This is a genomic window from Sediminimonas qiaohouensis DSM 21189, assembly GCF_000423645.1.
GTDB classification, from domain to species: Bacteria; Pseudomonadota; Alphaproteobacteria; order Rhodobacterales; family Rhodobacteraceae; genus Sediminimonas; species Sediminimonas qiaohouensis.
The window spans coordinates 1-17,353 of sequence record NZ_AUIJ01000001.1 but is presented as its reverse complement, the minus strand read 5'-3'; the positions used below and the strand labels follow the sequence as shown (position 1 = coordinate 17,353).

Annotated in this window: 20 protein-coding genes; 18 read left to right on the top strand and 2 right to left on the bottom strand. The window is 62.7% G+C overall.

Annotated features, from left to right (window positions below):
* The first annotated feature begins 49 nt into the window (after positions 1-49).
* The 18 genes from G568_RS0100100 to G568_RS0100015 all read left to right on the top strand — a co-directional run bounded on the left by G568_RS0100100 (position 50) and on the right by G568_RS0100015 (position 16,408).
* Entirely contained in the window at positions 50-286 is a 237-nt protein-coding gene (locus tag G568_RS0100100) for a DUF5337 domain-containing protein (RefSeq protein WP_026756123.1), read from the top strand.
* A gap of 4 nt (positions 287-290) precedes the next feature.
* Positions 291-1,586, top strand: a complete 1,296-nt coding sequence (nuoF, locus tag G568_RS0100095; protein ID WP_026756122.1) for an NADH-quinone oxidoreductase subunit NuoF — start codon at positions 291-293, stop codon at positions 1,584-1,586.
* Positions 1,587-1,955: a hypothetical protein gene (locus tag G568_RS0100090; protein ID WP_026756121.1), complete on the top strand. Its 369-nt coding sequence runs from the start codon at positions 1,587-1,589 to the stop codon at positions 1,953-1,955.
* Positions 1,952-2,407 carry a DUF5333 domain-containing protein gene (locus G568_RS0100085; RefSeq protein ID WP_245582847.1) on the top strand — a complete coding sequence of 152 codons (456 nt, stop codon included), beginning with the start codon at positions 1,952-1,954 and terminating at the stop codon, positions 2,405-2,407. Before G568_RS0100090 ends, G568_RS0100085 begins: the two co-directional genes overlap by 4 nt.
* A gap of 6 nt (positions 2,408-2,413) precedes the next feature.
* Complete coding sequence (gene nuoG / locus G568_RS0100080; RefSeq protein WP_026756119.1) at positions 2,414-4,435, top strand: NADH-quinone oxidoreductase subunit NuoG; 2,022 nt, start codon at positions 2,414-2,416, stop codon at positions 4,433-4,435.
* Complete coding sequence (locus G568_RS0100075) at positions 4,435-4,833, top strand: hypothetical protein (protein WP_026756118.1); 399 nt, start codon at positions 4,435-4,437, stop codon at positions 4,831-4,833. Before nuoG ends, G568_RS0100075 begins: the two co-directional genes overlap by 1 nt.
* A 7-nt stretch (positions 4,834-4,840) precedes the next feature.
* Positions 4,841-5,878, top strand: coding sequence for an NADH-quinone oxidoreductase subunit NuoH (gene nuoH / locus G568_RS0100070; protein ID WP_026756117.1), 1,038 nt, complete (start codon positions 4,841-4,843; stop codon positions 5,876-5,878).
* 3 nt (positions 5,879-5,881) lie between these two features.
* Positions 5,882-6,052: a hypothetical protein gene (locus G568_RS20140; RefSeq protein ID WP_157084196.1), complete on the top strand. Its 171-nt coding sequence runs from the start codon at positions 5,882-5,884 to the stop codon at positions 6,050-6,052.
* Positions 6,049-6,540: an NADH-quinone oxidoreductase subunit NuoI gene (gene nuoI, locus G568_RS0100060; protein WP_026756116.1), complete on the top strand. Its 492-nt coding sequence runs from the start codon at positions 6,049-6,051 to the stop codon at positions 6,538-6,540. Before G568_RS20140 ends, nuoI begins: the two co-directional genes overlap by 4 nt.
* Complete coding sequence (locus G568_RS0100055; protein WP_026756115.1) at positions 6,537-6,944, top strand: carboxymuconolactone decarboxylase family protein; 408 nt, start codon at positions 6,537-6,539, stop codon at positions 6,942-6,944. The genes nuoI and G568_RS0100055 overlap by 4 nt, the downstream gene beginning before the upstream one ends.
* Positions 6,941-7,549 carry an NADH-quinone oxidoreductase subunit J gene (locus G568_RS0100050; RefSeq protein WP_026756114.1) on the top strand — a complete coding sequence of 203 codons (609 nt, stop codon included), beginning with the start codon at positions 6,941-6,943 and terminating at the stop codon, positions 7,547-7,549. The genes G568_RS0100055 and G568_RS0100050 overlap by 4 nt, the downstream gene beginning before the upstream one ends.
* Positions 7,550-7,646: 97 nt before the next feature.
* Positions 7,647-7,952, top strand: coding sequence for an NADH-quinone oxidoreductase subunit NuoK (nuoK, locus tag G568_RS0100045; protein WP_026756113.1), 306 nt, complete (start codon positions 7,647-7,649; stop codon positions 7,950-7,952).
* A 4-nt stretch (positions 7,953-7,956) separates the two neighbouring features.
* A complete protein-coding gene (gene nuoL / locus G568_RS0100040; protein ID WP_026756112.1) occupies positions 7,957-10,080 on the top strand; it encodes an NADH-quinone oxidoreductase subunit L in 2,124 nt (707 codons plus the stop codon).
* Complete coding sequence (locus G568_RS0100035) at positions 10,080-11,627, top strand: NADH-quinone oxidoreductase subunit M (protein ID WP_026756111.1); 1,548 nt, start codon at positions 10,080-10,082, stop codon at positions 11,625-11,627. The genes nuoL and G568_RS0100035 overlap by 1 nt, the downstream gene beginning before the upstream one ends.
* Positions 11,628-11,644: 17 nt before the next feature.
* Positions 11,645-13,084 carry an NADH-quinone oxidoreductase subunit NuoN gene (gene nuoN, locus G568_RS0100030; RefSeq protein ID WP_026756110.1) on the top strand — a complete coding sequence of 480 codons (1,440 nt, stop codon included), beginning with the start codon at positions 11,645-11,647 and terminating at the stop codon, positions 13,082-13,084.
* Between the two features lie 108 nt (positions 13,085-13,192).
* A complete protein-coding gene (locus tag G568_RS0100025; RefSeq protein ID WP_026756109.1) occupies positions 13,193-13,942 on the top strand; it encodes a biotin--[acetyl-CoA-carboxylase] ligase in 750 nt (249 codons plus the stop codon).
* Between the two features lie 22 nt (positions 13,943-13,964).
* On the top strand, positions 13,965-14,744 hold the full coding sequence (locus tag G568_RS0100020; protein ID WP_026756108.1) for a type III pantothenate kinase: 780 nt from the start codon (positions 13,965-13,967) through the stop codon (positions 14,742-14,744).
* A complete protein-coding gene (locus G568_RS0100015; RefSeq protein WP_026756107.1) occupies positions 14,741-16,408 on the top strand; it encodes a ribonuclease J in 1,668 nt (555 codons plus the stop codon). The genes G568_RS0100020 and G568_RS0100015 overlap by 4 nt, the downstream gene beginning before the upstream one ends.
* Positions 16,409-16,571: 163 nt before the next feature.
* On the opposite strand, the gene G568_RS0100010 is transcribed toward G568_RS0100015, so the two are convergent.
* Complete coding sequence (locus G568_RS0100010) at positions 16,572-16,961, bottom strand: hypothetical protein (RefSeq protein WP_026756106.1); 390 nt, start codon at positions 16,959-16,961, stop codon at positions 16,572-16,574.
* A gap of 158 nt (positions 16,962-17,119) precedes the next feature.
* The coding region (locus G568_RS17885) for an ATP-binding protein (RefSeq protein ID WP_037373410.1) at positions 17,120-17,353 on the bottom strand (234 nt) is incomplete at its 5' end.

Genomic DNA, 17,353 nt, shown 5'->3' with positions numbered 1-17,353 from the left:
GGAACCGCTTTGCGCCCTATGTCGGGTGTGAGGCGAACAAGGATGGATCATGACGACCGAGCAAGAGCAGAAACTGGCACGCAAGGGGCGCATCGCGGCCCTGGTCATCGCGGTGGCGATGGTACTGTGGGTGCTGCTGCAATGGCTGGGTCGTGAAATGGGCTGGCCGGTGCGGTTCGCCTTTCTGATAGATTTCGCCGCGCTTGGCGCGCTGATCTGGGGGCTGGTTGTCAGCCTTCAGATCTGGCGCGCGCGGCGCGACGACAATGCAAACGGGCAGGGGTAATCGGATGCTCAAGGATCAGGACCGTATCTTTACCAATCTCTACGGCATGCACGACCGCTCGCTCAAGGGCGCGATGGCGCGCGGGGCTTGGGACGGGACCGGCGACATCATCAAGAAGGGCCGCGACTGGATCATCCAGGAAATGAAAGACAGCGGCCTGCGCGGACGCGGCGGCGCGGGGTTCCCGACCGGGCTCAAGTGGTCCTTCATGCCCAAGGAAAGCGATGGACGCCCCGCCTACCTGGTGGTGAACGCCGACGAATCCGAGCCGGGCACCTGCAAGGACCGCGAGATCATGCGCCATGATCCGCAGACCCTGATCGAGGGGTGCCTGATCGCCAGTTTCGCGATGAACGCGCATGTTTGCTATGTCTACCTGCGCGGCGAGTACATCCGCGAGCGCGAGGCGCTGCAAATCGCCATCGACGAGGCGTACGAGGCCGGCCTTGTTGGCCCCAACGCGGCCAAGTCGGGATGGGATTTCGACATCTACCTGCACCACGGCGCCGGCGCCTATATCTGTGGCGAGGAAACCGCCCTTCTGGAAAGCCTCGAAGGTAAGAAGGGCATGCCGCGGATGAAGCCGCCATTCCCGGCGATGGCGGGTGTCTATGGCTGCCCGACCACGGTGAACAACGTGGAATCCATCGCCGTGGCGCCAACGATCCTGCGGCGCGGCGCGTCGTGGTTCTCGGGCTTCGGGCGGCCCAACAACCTGGGCACCAAGATTTTCGCGATCTCCGGGCACGTCAATTACCCCTGCGTCGTGGAAGAGGAAATGTCCATTCCGTTCAAGGAGTTGATCGACCGTCACTGCGGCGGCATCCGGGGCGGATGGGACAACCTGAAGGCCGTGATCCCCGGTGGATCGTCGGTGCCGGTGCTGCCCGGCGACGTGATCCGCGACGGCATCATGGATTTCGATTGGCTGATGGAGCACAAGTCGGGCCTGGGCACGGCGGCGGTGATCGTGATGGATCAGTCCACCGACATCATCAAGGCGATCTGGCGGCTGGCGAAGTTCTACAAGCACGAAAGCTGCGGGCAGTGCACGCCCTGCCGCGAGGGCACCGGCTGGATGATGCGGGTGATGGAGCGGCTGGTGTCCGGTGAGGCCGAGCCAGAGGAAATCGACATGCTGCTGGACGTCTCCAAGCAGGTCGAGGGGCACACGATCTGTGCGCTTGGCGATGCGGCGGCCTGGCCGATCCAGGGCCTTATCCGGCATTTCCGCGGCGAGATCGAGGACCGTATCAAGCACAAGCGCAGCGGCCGCGTCAGCGCCGTTGCGGCGGAGTAAATGATGGTGCATCGCGCAATTCATCTGGCGGCTCTGGCCCTTGCCCTTGGCGGGCTTGGGGCCTGTGGCGCGATCAAGGATCGCGTCAAGGGGATTGGCGGCGGCGATGTGCTGTTCGACGGCCGCTCCTACAGCGCCAGCCTGAGCGCGGACCGCGATGATCCCGCCGCGTTTACCGTGTCCGTGGCCAACGCGGGCGGTGCCCGCCTGGCCGGTGCGCGCGAGGCGGGGCGCTATGAGGCGACCAAGCACTGCATCGAAATCACGGGCAATTCCCGCGTCGTATGGAGTACGGGGCCAGATGCGCCCGCCGAGGCATTGACATTGAGCGATGGCGCGCTGTTGCTGGCGGGACGGTGCGCGGGATGATGCGGCTGCGCCACATATCCCGGCTGCGCGCCTTGCGCCTGGCACTGGCGGTGATGCTGGCGGTGCCACTGGGCCTGCCGGGTCAGGTGTCGGTTGCGGCGGGGCAGTCGTTGCCGCCGCTGCGCGAGGTGTCCGAGATTGACAACGGGTTGCTTTGGGTGGCGCTGGCCGACGAGATCCGCAAATCGTGCGACGGGATCGAGGCGCGCATGTTCAACGCGCTGATGTTCCTGAACTCGCTCAAGCGGACGGCGCGCGATATGGGTTATAGCCGCGAGCAGGTGCGCACCTACCTGAAATCCGACGATGAAAAGGCCCGCATGCGCGAGCGCGGCGAGGCGTACCTGGCCGCGCAAGGCGTCAGCCCCGAAGACGAGGCCGGTTTGTGCAAGCTGGGCCGCGCCGAGATAGACCGCAACAGCCGGATCGGCACATTACTGAAAGCGAAGTGAGATCCCATGTCCGAGAAACGCAAGATCATCATCGACGGCAAGGAAATCGAGGTCGATCCGCGCCTGACGCTGATCCAGGCCTGTGAGGAAGCCGGGATCGAGATCCCGCGCTTTTGCTATCACGAGCGCCTGTCGATCGCAGGCAACTGCCGGATGTGCCTGGTCGAGGTGCAGCCGGGGCCGCCGAAACCGGCGGCAAGCTGCGCGATGCAGGTCAAGGACATGCGCCCGTTCCCCGACGGCGAGCCGCCGCAGGTGAAAACCAACAGCCCCATGGTCAAGAAGGCCCGCGAAGGGGTGATGGAGTTCCTGTTGATCAATCACCCGCTGGATTGCCCGATCTGCGATCAGGGCGGCGAGTGCGACCTGCAGGATCAGGCGATTGCCTATGGCGTGGATTTCTCGCGCTACCGCGAGCCGAAGCGCGCGACCGAGGATATGGATCTTGGGCCGCTGGTCGAAACGCACATGACGCGCTGTATCTCGTGCACCCGCTGCGTGCGGTTCACGACCGAGGTGGCGGGCGTCGCCGTGATGGGCCAGACCGGCCGCGGCGAGGATGCCGAGATCACCACCTACCTGGGCGCGATGATCGACAGCAATCTGCAGGGCAACGTGGTGGATCTGTGCCCGGTTGGTGCGCTGACCAACAAGCCCTATGCGTTCACCGCGCGCCCCTGGGAGCTGACCAAGACGGAAACCATCGACGTGATGGATGCGCTATGCTCGAACATCCGGGTGGATACCAAGGGGCGCGAAGTGATGCGCATCCTGCCGCGCAACCATGACGGTGTGAACGAGGAATGGATTTCCGACAAGACGCGCCATGTGGTTGACGGGCTGCGCCGTCAACGCCTTGACCGGCCCTATATCCGTGAGGATGGCCGCCTGCGCCCGGCGACATGGCCCGAGGCGTTGACCAAGGCGGCCGAGGCCCTGAAGGGGGCCAAGAAGGCGACCGGCCTGATCGGCGATCTGGCCCCGGTGGAGGGGGCGTATGCGCTCAAGACCCTGATCGAGGGGATGGGTGGCTCGGTCGAGTGCCGCACAGATGGCGCGCGCCTGCCCGAGGGCAATCGTGCCGGCTATGTCGGCACCGCGCGGATCGAGGATATCGACAGCGCCGAGATGATCCAGCTTATCGGCACCAACCCGGCGGTTGAGGCGCCGGTTCTGAACGCGCGCATCCGCAAGGCATGGCTGCGCGGGGCGAACGTGGGGCTGGTCGGCGAAGCGGTGGACCTGACCTATGATTACGTCCATGTGGGCACCGATCGCGCGGCACTGGAAAGCCTGTCGTCCAAGGAGATTGGCGCGACGCGCGACAAGCCCTCGATCGTGATCGTCGGGATGGGCGCGCTGCGCGAGGCCGACGGTGCCGCCGTTCTGGGCCACGCGATGAAACTGGCGGAGAACAGTAATTCCAAGCTGATGGTGCTGCACACCGCCGCCGGCCGTGTCGGCGCGATGGACGCGGGCGCGGTGACAGAGGGCGGCATGGACGCCGCCATCGAGGGGGCCGATGTGATCTACAACATGGGCGCCGACGAGGTTGAAATCGACGATGGCGCCTTTGTCATCTACCAAGGCAGCCACGGCGACCGTGGCGCGCACCGGGCCGACGTGATCCTGCCCGGCGCTGCCTATACCGAGGAAAACGCCCTGTTCGTCAACACCGAGGGGCGCCCGCAGCTAGCCATGCGCGCGGGGTTCGCCCCCGGCGAGGCCAAGGAAAACTGGGCGATCCTGCGCGCGCTGAGCGCCGAGGTGGACGCGACCCTGCCGTGGGATAGCCTTGCGCAGCTACGTCAGCGCCTGGTCGAGGACGTGCCGCACCTGGCCGAGATCGACGAGGTGCCCGAGAACGAATGGGCGGCGGTCCCGGCGGAGGCCATGGGCAAGGCCGCGTTCCAGATGGCGATCGGTGATTTCTACCTGACCAACCCTATCGCGCGGGCCAGCACCCTCATGGCCGAGCTGTCGGCAGGGGCCAAGGCGCGCGCAAACCGCCCGGTCGCGGCGGAGTGATGATGCGCGCGGGTCTCATATCCCCCATGGCGATCGTGCTGGCCACGGCCGTGTCGGGCTGCGAGACGTTGCCGCGCGCGGACGCGGCCGCGCCCGATTACGAGGGTGTCGAGACCCGGCTTCTGGATGGGGACCTGGTGAATTTCCACGTTGCCATGCGGGGCGCGGAAAACGGCGAGGATGTGAGTGACTATGCCGAATGCGCGGCAGCGCAATATGCGCTGATCCGCGGTTACGGATTTGCCCGGCATTTACGTACGAATATTGAGCAAGAGGGTGGCGTTTGGCACGGAGATGCGATTTACACCATCTCGGCGCAGCTACCACGCGGAATGCGTACCATCGACGCCGAAGTCGTCGTGGCGCATTGCGCGGAAAATGGAATACCGACGGTGTGAGGACCTGATGGCTGAATTCTTTACAACACCTTTCGGGATTGCAGTCCTGATCGTGGCGCAATGCCTGGCGGTTGTGGCGTTTGTCATGATCAGCCTTCTGTTCCTGGTTTATGGCGACCGCAAGATCTGGGCCGCGGTCCAGATGCGGCGCGGGCCCAACGTGGTGGGGGCTTTCGGGCTTCTGCAATCGGTGGCGGATGCCCTGAAATACGTGCTCAAGGAGGTCGTGATACCGGCCGGGGCCGACAAGACGGTGTTCCTGCTGGCGCCGCTGACCAGTTTCGTACTGGCGGTGTTGGCGTGGTCGGTGATCCCGTTCAACGACGGCTGGGTCCTGTCGGATATCAACGTGGCGATCCTGTTCGTGTTCGCGGTGTCCTCGCTGGAGGTATACGGCGTGATCATGGGGGGCTGGGCCAGCAACTCGAAATACCCGTTCCTGGGCAGCCTGCGCTCGGCCGCGCAGATGATTTCCTACGAGGTCAGCATCGGTCTGATCATCATCGGGGTCATCATTTCGACCGGCTCGATGAATTTTGGCGATATCGTGCGCGCGCAGTCGGGGGATTACGGGTTCTTCAGCTGGTACTGGCTGCCGCATTTCCCGATGGTGTTTTTGTTCTTCATCTCGGCGCTGGCGGAAACCAACCGCCCGCCCTTTGACCTGCCCGAGGCGGAATCGGAACTGGTGGCCGGCTACCAGGTTGAATATTCGGCCACGCCGTTCCTGTTGTTCATGGCGGGGGAATACATCGCGATCCTCCTGATGTGCGCGCTGATTTCGCTGCTGTTTTTCGGTGGATGGCTGTCGCCGATCCCGGGTCTGCCTGACGGTGTGCTGTGGATGCTCGGCAAGATGTTCTTCTTCTTCTTCATCTTCGCGATGATCAAGGCGATTACGCCGCGCTATCGCTATGACCAGTTGATGCGCATCGGGTGGAAGGTGTTTCTGCCGCTGTCGTTGTTCTGGGTTGTTTTCGTGTCCTTCGCGGCCAAGTTCGATTGGTTCTGGGGCTCGTTTGCGCGCTGGAGCGTGGGAGGCTGAGGCATGGGCGTTGACTGCACCCTTTTCACGTGTCGGGTCGAGACGGGCAAGCGCCCGCGCCTCAATGACGCGACCGCGAAGACACCGCAGATCGCATTGGGCGGCACCCCGCCTCAGGGCGACTATGCGACGAAATGGAACGAGCACGAAACCCTCAGGGAGGGATGGGCATGAGCATGGATTACACGCGCGCGGCCAAGTACTTTTTGCTGACTGACTTCGTCAAGGCGTTCGGGCTTGGCCTGCGCTACTTCTTTGCGCCGAAGCCGACGCTGAACTATCCGCACGAAAAGGGGCCGCTGAGCCCGCGTTTCCGCGGGGAACATGCGCTGCGCCGTTATCCCAACGGCGAGGAACGCTGCATTGCGTGCAAGCTGTGCGAGGCGGTGTGCCCGGCGCAGGCGATCACCATCGACGCCGAGCCGCGCGAGGATGGCAGCCGCCGCACTACGCGCTACGACATCGACATGACCAAGTGCATCTATTGCGGCTTCTGCCAGGAGGCCTGCCCGGTGGATGCCATCGTGGAGGGGCCGAATTTCGAGTTCGCTTCGGAAACCCGCGAGGAGCTGTTCTACAACAAGGAAAAGCTGCTTGAGAACGGCGACCGCTGGGAAGCCGAGATCGCCCGCAACCTGGAACTGGATGCGCCGTACAGATGAGCGACAGTAAATCCCCTTTCGAGCTGATGATGGCGCAGGCGCAGGAGATGGCGAAAGCCTTCAATCCGGCGCTTGAGACGTTCTCGCCCAAGGCGTTCGAGACGATGTGGCCGACCATGCCCAAGGAGTTCATGGAAATGAGCTTTGGCAAGGGGATCAGCAGCGAGGGGCTGGATGCGAAAACCCGGCTGCTTTTGACGCTGGCGGGGTTGACCATGCAGGGCGCGCAGAGCGATACGCAGGTGCGCATGACGGTGCGCCATTTGCTGGAGGCGGGGGCGACCCGCGACGAGATTGCCGAAACCATCGCGCAGATGTCGATGTTTGCCGGTATTCCCGCCATGACCCGCGCGATGGAGTTGGCCCGCGCGGTCATGGATGAACAAGAGGACGACGAGACATGACCATTGCAGCACTGGCATTCTACCTGTTCGCGATCTGCGTTCTTGCGGGGGGCCTGTTCACCGTGATCAGCCGCAACCCGGTGCATTCGGTTCTGTGGCTCATCCTGGCCTTCATCAGCTCCGCAGGCCTGTTCGTTTTGCTTGGGGCCGAGTTCGTGGCGATGCTGTTGATCATCGTCTATGTCGGCGCGGTGGCGGTTCTGTTCCTGTTCGTGGTGATGATGCTGGACGTGGATTTTGCCGAGCTGAAGGCCGAAATGGCCCGGTACATGCCGCTGGCGCTGTTGATCGGGCTGGTGTTGCTGATGCAGTTCGGCATCGCGTTCGGCGTGTGGCAGGCCGCCGATGGCGCCGAGGCGGCGCGCGCGGCGGTGATCCCCGACGAAACCACCAACACGGCCGCCTTGGGCCTGTTGCTTTACGATCGCTATTTCCTGTTGTTCCAGTTGGCGGGTCTGATCTTGCTGGTGGCGATGATCGGGGCGATCGTTCTGACGCTGCGGCACCGCCAGGACATCAAGCGGCAGGACATCCTGGCGCAGATGTACCGCGATCCGGCCAAGGCGATGGAGTTGAAGGACGTCAAGCCGGGGCAGGGGCTGTAGCCGCCTGGCCGCGCTTGGGCAGAAAGACAAACGACCCCGGAACAGACCCGGGGCGGTGAAATGAAAAGACGAACGGGCATGGCCCGGAGGGACGAGAATGATTGGACTTGAACATTACCTGACGGTGGCCGCGGCCCTGTTCGTGATCGGGATCTTCGGGCTTTTCCTCAATCGCAAGAACATCATCATCCTGCTCATGTCGATCGAGCTGATGCTGCTGGCGGTGAATATCAACCTCGTGGCCTTCTCTAGCTTCCTGGGGGACCTGGTCGGGCAGATATTCGCGCTGTTCGTTTTGACGGTCGCCGCGGCCGAGGCGGCGATCGGGCTTGCCATTCTGGTCTGTTTCTTCCGTAACCGCGGCACCATCGCCGTGGAAGACGTCAACGTGATGAAAGGCTGACACCATGACAAGCATCATCCTTTTTGCGCCATTGGTGGGTGCCATCATCGCGGGGTTCGGTTGGCGGATCATCGGCGACAAGGGCGCGCAGTGGCTGACCACGGGGCTGCTGTTCCTGTCGATGCTGCTTTCGTGGATCGTGTTCCTGGGGCTGGATGCCAGCGTGACGCAGCACATTTCGATCCTGCGTTTTATCGAAAGCGGCACACTCAGCGCCGATTGGGCGATCCGGTTGGACCGGCTGACGGCGATCATGTTGATCGTCGTGACCACGGTGTCGGCGCTGGTGCACCTCTATTCCATGGGCTACATGGCGCATGACGAGAACTTCAGCGAACGCGAAAGCTACAGGCCAAGGTTCTTCGCCTACCTGTCGTTCTTCACCTTCGCGATGCTGATGCTGGTGACCTCCGACAACCTGGTGCAGATGTTCTTTGGCTGGGAAGGCGTTGGTCTGGCGTCTTACCTGCTGATCGGGTTCTACTATCGCAAGCCGTCCGCCAACGCGGCCGCGATCAAGGCGTTCGTCGTCAACCGCGTGGGCGATTTCGGCTTTGCGCTTGGGATCCTGGCGCTGTTCTTCCTGACCGACTCGATCCGGTTCGATGACGTATTCGCGGCGGCGCCGGAGCTGGCAACGACACAGCTTTCGTTCCTTTGGGCGGACTGGAACGCGGCGAACCTGATTGCCTTCCTGCTGTTCGTGGGGGCCATGGGCAAATCGGCGCAGTTGTTCCTGCACACGTGGTTGCCCGACGCGATGGAGGGCCCGACGCCGGTTTCGGCGCTGATCCACGCGGCAACCATGGTGACGGCGGGTGTGTTTCTGGTGTGTCGCATGTCGCCGCTGATGGAATATGCACCCGACGCGATGAACGTTGTGGTGTTCATCGGCGCGACGACCGCGTTTTTCGCGGCCACCGTGGGGTTGGTGCAAAACGACATCAAGCGCGTGATCGCCTATTCGACCTGTAGCCAGCTTGGCTATATGTTCGTGGCGGCCGGCGTGGGGGTCTATTCGGTGGCGATGTTCCACCTGCTGACCCACGCGTTTTTCAAGGCGATGCTGTTTCTCGGCGCCGGGTCCGTCATCCACGGGATGCACCACGAGCAGGACATGCGCAACTACGGCGGATTGCGTCACAAGATGCCCAAGACGTTCTGGGCGATGCTGATCGGCACGTTGGCGATCACCGGGGTGGGCATTCCGTTGACCACGATCGGGTTTGCCGGGTTCCTGAGCAAGGACGCGATCATCGAAAGCGCTTGGGCTGGCACGCAGGGCGGGTACGCGTTCTGGATGCTGGTCATCGCGGCGGCCTTCACCAGCTTCTATAGCTGGCGGTTGATGTTCATGACCTTCTGGGGCAAGCCGCGCGGCGACAAGCACACGCACGAGCACGCCCACGAAAGCCCGATGGTGATGCTGGTGCCGCTTGGTGTTCTGGCGCTCGGCGCGGTGTTTTCCGGGATGGTCTGGTATGGCAGCTTTTTCGGGGATCATGCGCAGGTGAACCGGTTCTTCGGCATCCCCGAGCAGCACGCCGCCGCCGCCGCCGGGGAAGGCGCAGAGCATGGCGAAGAAGCGGCCACGGCGGAAGACGCAGGCCACGGCGATGAGGCCGCCGCGGCAGGTGGAGACGGCCACGCCGCCGATGCGGCGCCCGCGATGGCCCCGCAGGGCGCGATCTACATGGGCCCCGACAATCATGTCATGGACGATGCCCACCATTCGCCCGCATGGGTGAAGGTCAGCCCGTTCATCGCGATGCTGGGCGGTCTTCTGGTGGCGTACTGGTTCTACATCGTGAACCCGGCACTGCCGCGCAAGCTGGCGGAAAATCAGCGGCCGCTGTACCTGTTTCTGCTCAACAAGTGGTATTTCGACGAGTTGTATGACGTGATTTTCGTGCGGCCCGCCAAGGCCATCGGCCGGTTCCTGTGGCGCCGCGGCGATGGCGGCGTGATCGACGGCGCGCTTAACGGCGTGGCGATGGGGATCGTGCCCTTCGTGACGCGCCTCGCGGGCCGGGCGCAATCGGGATACATCTTTACCTACGCCTTTGCCATGGTGATCGGCATCGTGGTTCTGGTTACCTGGATGACGCTCATCGGAGGGGCGGAATAATGGATAATCTTCTTTCCATCGTTACCTTCACTCCGGCGTTGGCGGCGGTCATCTTGCTGCTGTTCCTGCGCGGCGAGGACGAGGCCGCACAGCGCAACGCCAAGTGGCTGGCCCTGATCGCGACAAGCGTCACGTTCCTGGTATCGCTGTTCATCCTGGCAGAGTTCGACCCAAGCAACACCGGCTTTCAGTATGTCGAAGAGCGCGAGTGGCTTCTTGGCCTGAACTACAAGATGGGCGTGGACGGGATTAGCGTTCTGTTCGTGCTGCTGACGACGTTCATGATGCCGCTGACCATCGCCGCGTCGTGGAACGTGACGACCCGCGTCAAGGAATACATGATCGCCTTCCTGCTGTTGGAAACGCTGATGCTGGGCGTGTTCATGGCGCTTGACCTGGTGCTGTTCTACCTGTTCTTCGAGGGCGGCCTGATCCCGATGTTCCTGATCATCGGGATCTGGGGTGGCAAGGACCGCATCTATGCCAGCTTCAAGTTTTTCCTCTACACTTTCCTTGGTTCGGTGCTGATGCTGGTTGCGATGGTGGCGATGTTCACCGATGCGGGCACCACGGATATCCCGACGCTGCTGACGCATCAGTTCGACGCGGGCACGTTCTCGATCCTGGGGATCCAGATCGTGGGCGGCATGCAGACGCTGATGTTCCTGGCCTTCTTTGCCAGTTTCGCCGTCAAGATGCCGATGTGGCCGGTGCATACCTGGCTGCCCGATGCGCACGTTCAGGCGCCGACGGCGGGGTCTGTCGTGCTGGCGGCGATCCTGTTGAAGATGGGTGGCTACGGCTTCTTGCGGTTCAGCCTGCCGATGTTCCCGATCGGGGCCGACGTTCTGACGCCCCTGGTGCTGTGGCTGTCGGCGATCGCGATCGTCTACACATCGCTGGTGGCGCTGGCGCAGGCGGACATGAAAAAGCTGATCGCCTACAGCTCGGTCGCGCATATGGGCTATGTCACGATGGGCATTTTCGCGGCCAACCAGCAGGGCGTCGATGGCGCCATCTTCCAGATGCTCAGCCACGGCTTCATCTCGGGGGCGTTGTTCCTGTGTGTGGGCGTGATATATGACCGGATGCACACGCGCGAGATCGACGCCTATGGCGGGCTGGTCAACCGGATGCCGGCTTATGCGCTGATCTTCATGTTCTTCACGATGGCCAATGTCGGCCTGCCGGGCACCAGTGGCTTTGTCGGTGAGTTCCTGACCCTGATCGGCATATTCCAGGCCAATACATGGGTGGCTGCGGTGGCCGCCAGTGGCGTGATCCTGTCGGCGGCGTATGCGCTGTGGCTGTATCGCCGGGTTGTGATGGGCGATCTGATCAAGGAATCGCTGCGCGCCATCACCGATATGACTCGCCGCGAGAAGGCCATTTTCGCGCCGCTGGTGGCGATGACCCTGTTGCTGGGCGTTTATCCGACGCTGGCCCTCGATATCATCGGCCCCTCTGTTGAGGCGCTGATCCAAAACCATGATACGGCGCTTGCCGCCGGCGTTGAGCCGGCGACGCAAGTGGCCGCGTCGCATTGAACTGGGAGCCCTGAGCGATGATCCAGGCTGATCTGAACATTATCCTGCCCGAAGCGGTGCTGTCGGTCTATGCGATGGTGGCCCTGCTGGTTGCGGCCTATACGGGCAAGGATGCCCTGGCCAGGGCGTTGACATGGCTGACGGCGGCGCTCTTGGTGGTGCTGGCGGCATGGATCGGGTTGACCGGCGAAGGCACCAACATCGCGTTCCATGGGATGTTCCACGACGACGGCTTTGCCCGGTTCGCGAAGGTTGCGATCCTGTTGTCGGCCGCCGCTGTTCTGGTGATGAGCCGCGACTACATGGCCCGGCGCGACTTGCTACGCTTTGAGTATCCGATCCTTGTCGCGCTCAGCGTGGCCGGCATGATGATGATGGTCAGCGCGGGCGATCTGATCGCGCTTTACATGGGGCTGGAGCTGCAATCGCTGGCGCTTTACGTGGTTGCGGCGCTGCGCCGTGATAGCGTGAAATCGACCGAGGCGGGCCTGAAATACTTCGTGCTGGGGGCGCTTAGCTCGGGGTTGCTGCTCTATGGTGCGTCGCTGGTCTACGGCTTTGCCGGGACCACGGGCTTTGAAGGCATCATCGTGGCCGCTGGCGAGGGACACACCGCGATCGGTCTGCTGTTCGGGCTGGTATTCGTGATTTCCGGGTTGGCGTTCAAGGTGTCGGCGGTGCCGTTTCACATGTGGACACCCGATGTCTACGAGGGCGCGCCGACCCCGATCACAGCGTTCTTTGCGACCGCGCCAAAGGTGGCCGCGATGGCGCTGTTGGCGCGGGTTCTGCATGATGCCTTCGGCGGCGTCAGCGGCGACTGGGGCCAGGTGATCGCGGTGCTGTCGGTATTGTCGATGTTCCTGGGCGCGTTTGCCGCCATCGGACAGACCAACATCAAGCGGCTGATGGCGTATTCGTCGATCGCACATATGGGCTATGCCCTGATGGGGCTTGCGGCCGGGACCGTGTTCGGCGTGCAGGCGATGTTGATCTACATGGCGATCTACGTGACAATGAACGTGGGCACCTTCGCGTTCATCATGTCTATGGAGCGCGACGGCCAGCCGGTGACGGATATCGCAAGCCTGAACATGTATGCCAAACAAGAGCCGGGCCGGGCACTGGCAATGCTGATCCTGATGTTCAGCCTCGCGGGCGTGCCGCCGCTGGTGGGGTTCTTCGGCAAGTTCTACGTGCTGCGCGCGGCTTACGAGGCCGGTTTGGCCTGGTTGGCGGTGGCCGGTGTCGTCGCCTCGGTGATCGGCGCGTTTTATTATCTGCGGATCGTCTACTACATGTATTTCGGCGAAGAGGGCGAGGCGCTGGAAACCGGGCAATCGCCGGTTCTGTGGGGGTTCCTTGCGGCGTCGGCCGCGGCCATGGTCATCGGGGTCGTGAATCTCTTCGGTATCGAAGGCGCGGCGGCGGCCGCGGCTGCGACGCTTGTCAACTGATCCGCACAGGAGAGGCCGGGATGCAGCGCGCGCGCCCAGGCGGAGCGTGCGCCGCATAGTCCGGGCCTCCGGCGGGAGTATTTTTGGCAAGATGAAGAGGCGGCCCGCGTGACAGAGTGGCCCCCGGGATATGATCGGATCATTCTGGCCGAGGTCGATAGCACGCTGGACGAAGCGGTGCGCCGCGTTGGCGAGGTGGCCGCGCCGACCTGGATCTTTGCCCATCATCAAAGCGCCGCACGCGGCCGCCGGGGGCGGACCTGGTCCCATCCCAAGGGCAATTTCGCGGCCACGCTGGTGTTGCCGGATGTGACACCGGGGGTGTTGGCGGCGTTGCGGTCTTTCGTGGCATCGCTCGCGCTGTTCGATGCGTTCGTCGCGGCAACCGGGCGGATTGACCCGTTCGCGGTAAAATGGCCGAACGACGTGTTGCTGAATGGTGGCAAGGTGGCTGGCATATTGCTGGAGTCGATATCGCGGCAGGGAGCGGCGCCTGCGCTGGCTATAGGGATCGGCGTCAACCTTGCGGAGGCGCCGCCTGAGGACGCGGTGGAGGCCGGGGCCTTGCGGCCGGTCGCCCTTGCGCAGGAAGCGGGCGCGCATGTGCCGCCCGAGGAATTTCTGACGCTGTTGGCCGGGGCCTACGCGGACCACGAGACGCGGCTGCGGCAATTCGGATTCGCCCCGTTGCGGCAGGCCTGGCTGGAGCGGGCTGCGCGCCTGGGCGAGGTGATCACGGCGCGGCTCCCCGGCGAGGAAATCACCGGCGTATTCGAGACGGTGGACGCGAGCGGCCAACTTGTCCTATCTACAGCCGAAGGTCGCAAAGTGATCGCGGCGGCGGATGTGTTTTTCTGAATGTGGCTGAAAGGAGCGCACTATGCTTCTGGCGATTGACTGCGGCAACACCAACACGGTTTTTTCGATCTGGGATGGCGAACGGTTTCGCTGTATCCTGCGCACCTCGACCGAGCATCAGCGTACGGCGGATCAGTACTATGTCTGGATCAGCACCCTGCTGAACCATCATCGCATTCCGCTGGATATCAACGCGGTGATCATCAGCTCGACCGTGCCGCGCGTGGTGTTCAATCTGCGCGTTCTGGCCGATCGCTATTTCAACTGCCGCCCGTTGGTGGTAGGCAAGCCCGAATGCCTGCTGCCCGTTTACCCGCGCGTGGACGAGGGCACGACGGTCGGGCCCGACAGGCTGGTCAATGCGGCGGGGGCATATGACCGCTACGGCGGCGACCTGATCGTCGTGGATTTCGGCACCGCCACGACGTTCGACGTGGTTGCCCATGACGGCGCCTATGTTGGCGGGGCGATCGCGCCGGGGGTCAACCTGAGCCTTCAGGCGCTGCACGAGATGGCTGCCGCGCTGCCGCATGTGGACGTGACCAAGCCGCAAAAGGTGATCGGTACCAACACGGTCGCCTGTATGCAATCCGGCGTGTTTTGGGGCTATGTGGGCCTGGTGCGCGGGATTTGCGAGCAGATCCGCGCGGAATACGACCGGCCGATGACCATCGTGTCGACGGGCGGACTGGCCCCTCTTTTTGGGCAGGGCGATACCCTGTTCGACCATTTTGACGAACATCTGACAATTCATGGCCTGACGGTCATTCATCAATACAACAAGGACCAAGACAACATATGAGCAGCGAAAGACTGATCTATCTTCCCCTCGGAGGCGCGGGGGAGGTTGGCATGAACGCCTACGTTTACGGATACGGCCCCGAGGATCAGGAACGCCTGATCCTGGTTGATCTGGGCGTGACGTTTCCGGATATGGATACCACGCCGGGGGTGGACCTGATCCTGCCCGATATCGCGTGGCTGGAGGAGCGGCGCGACCGGCTCGAGGCCATCTTCATCACCCACGCGCACGAGGACCACGTCGGCGCGGTGGGGCATCTGTATGATCGCCTGGGCGCGCCGATATATGCGCGCGCGTTCACCAGCAACATTGCGCGGCGCAAGATGGCCGAGTTCGGCTATTCCGAGAAGGCGGTGAAAACCGTGTCGCCGTGGCCGGAAACGACCACGGTGGGGCCGTTCAGCGTGGGGTTCTTGCCGATCTCGCATTCGATCCCCGAAAGCTCGGCCCTGGTGATCGACACGCCCGGCGGGCGCGTCGTGCACAGCGGCGATTTCAAGCTAGACGACAACCCCAGCGTGGGCGAGGCGTTCGATCCGGACCTCTACGCCGAGATCGGCGCCGTGGGGGTGAAGGCGCTGGTGTGCGATTCAACCAACGTTTTCAACCTGCACGAGGGACGCTCGGAAAGCAGCGTGGCGGAGCCGATTGAAGAGCTGATCGCGTCGCGCCCCGGCATGGTGGTGGCGACGACCTTCGCCAGCAACGTGGCGCGGGTCAAGACGCTGGCCGAGGCGGCGGAGCGGGCCGGGCGCTCGATCTGCCTGATGGGGCGGGCGATGCGGCGGATGATCGAGGCCGCGATCGAGACCGGCGTTTTGAAGAGCTTTCCCGCCGTCATCAGCCCCGAAGAGGCCAAGGATGTGCCCCGCGAGAGCCTGATGCTGATCGTGACCGGCAGCCAGGGGGAGCGGCGCGCGGCCAGTGCGCAGCTGGCCGCCGGCAAGTACCAGGGGATCACCTTGAAGGAGGGCGATACCTTCCTGTTCTCGTCCAAGACGATCCCGGGCAATGAGCGGGGCGTGATCCGTATCGTTAACCAGTTCAGCGAAAAGGGTGTTGATGTGGTGGATGATTCAATGGGGCACTACCATGTCTCGGGCCACGCGAACCGCCCGGACCTGGAGCAGGTGCACGACCTGATCCAGCCGCAGATCATCATCCCGATGCATGGCGAGCATCGCCACCTTCGCGAGCATTCCAAGGTGGCCGAGGGCAAGGGCCTGCAATCCATCGTGGCGGTCAACGGCATGATGGTGGACCTGAGCGGCAACGCGCCCAAGGTGGCCGGGTATGTCGATACGGGCCGCACCTATCTGGATGGAAGCGTGCAATACGGGGCCATGGACGGGATCGTGCGCGATCGCATCCGGATGGCCCTCAATGGTCATGTTCTGGTGACGCTGATCATCGATGAGGAAGGCGAGCCGCTGGGCGAGCCGTGGTGCGAGCTGCGCGGCCTGGCGGAAACCGGAAGCTCGAACGCGCCGCTGGTCGATGTCCTGGAGGAGGACCTGCAGCAGTTCCTTGGCCGCGCGGATGGCCGGACGCTGGCCGATGATGACAAGCTGGAGGAGGGGCTACGGCGGATCGTGCGCAACAGCGCCCAGAACGAGATCGGCAAAAAGCCCGAGGTGACCGTGGTGATCAGCCGGCTGCAGTGATGCGGTAACGGTAAGGCGTTGTTTTAGTGAGTCAATTGCGTATCGGGTCGGGTTTGTATGGCCGGACGTTGGGGGCGTAGTGGGCCGATCATCAGGAGAAATGACAAGGCCCCCGGTGATGACCGGGGGCCTTTTGTTGTGCGGGGGGTGGCTTGGCCGCGCTTTACCACGATCGCCAAAGGATAAAGCCGAGCAAGATGTTTGCGGAAAGAGTCAGAAGCATGAGACCGAATCCTATGCCTATTACCCTAGTGTTAATCTCGTTTAGCCACGCAGTGATTGCGTTTCCTATCTCGATACCAGAGCTTTGGGTTTCAGTATTGGATTGTATCTCGATAGCCAGACCGTCCGTGATCGACTGAAGTTCAGCAATTAGCTCATCAATCTTAGCATTTCGAACCAACTGCTCGGCATCATCTCTAGTGTAATCAATGCCATCCCACCCAGTCGGAACCAGACCATTGTTGAGTTCCTCCACAGCGTGGATCAGCTCGCTAATTTTCTCATTTGTAGCTGGCCTCTTGTCATCACCATTTTCAAAGAAATCAGGCATTCTTGCCACCTGTTGTCTCCCAATATGGGTGTACCACCTGTGGACCTGTCGCGGTTTGGTGCCGCTCCTTTGATAGCATAATGTGTGTTGATTGTCACTGAGACCTGACCCGGCATTGTCACCGAGATTTGACCCACCCAGTTATTATGTTCTGCGCGTCATGATGGCGTCAATGCGGTTGTCTCCTTTCGTTTCTTTTTCGCGATCTCAGAGCTGGCTTTGAACCGATAGCTGTCATTGCCCGTCTCCAGGATATGGCAGCGATGGGTGAGACGATCGAGCAGGGCGGTGGTCATCTTGGCATCGCCGAAGACCGTGGCCCATTCGCTGAAGCTCAGATTGGTGGTGATGATGACACTGGTTCGCTCGTAGAGCTTGCTGAGGAGATGGAA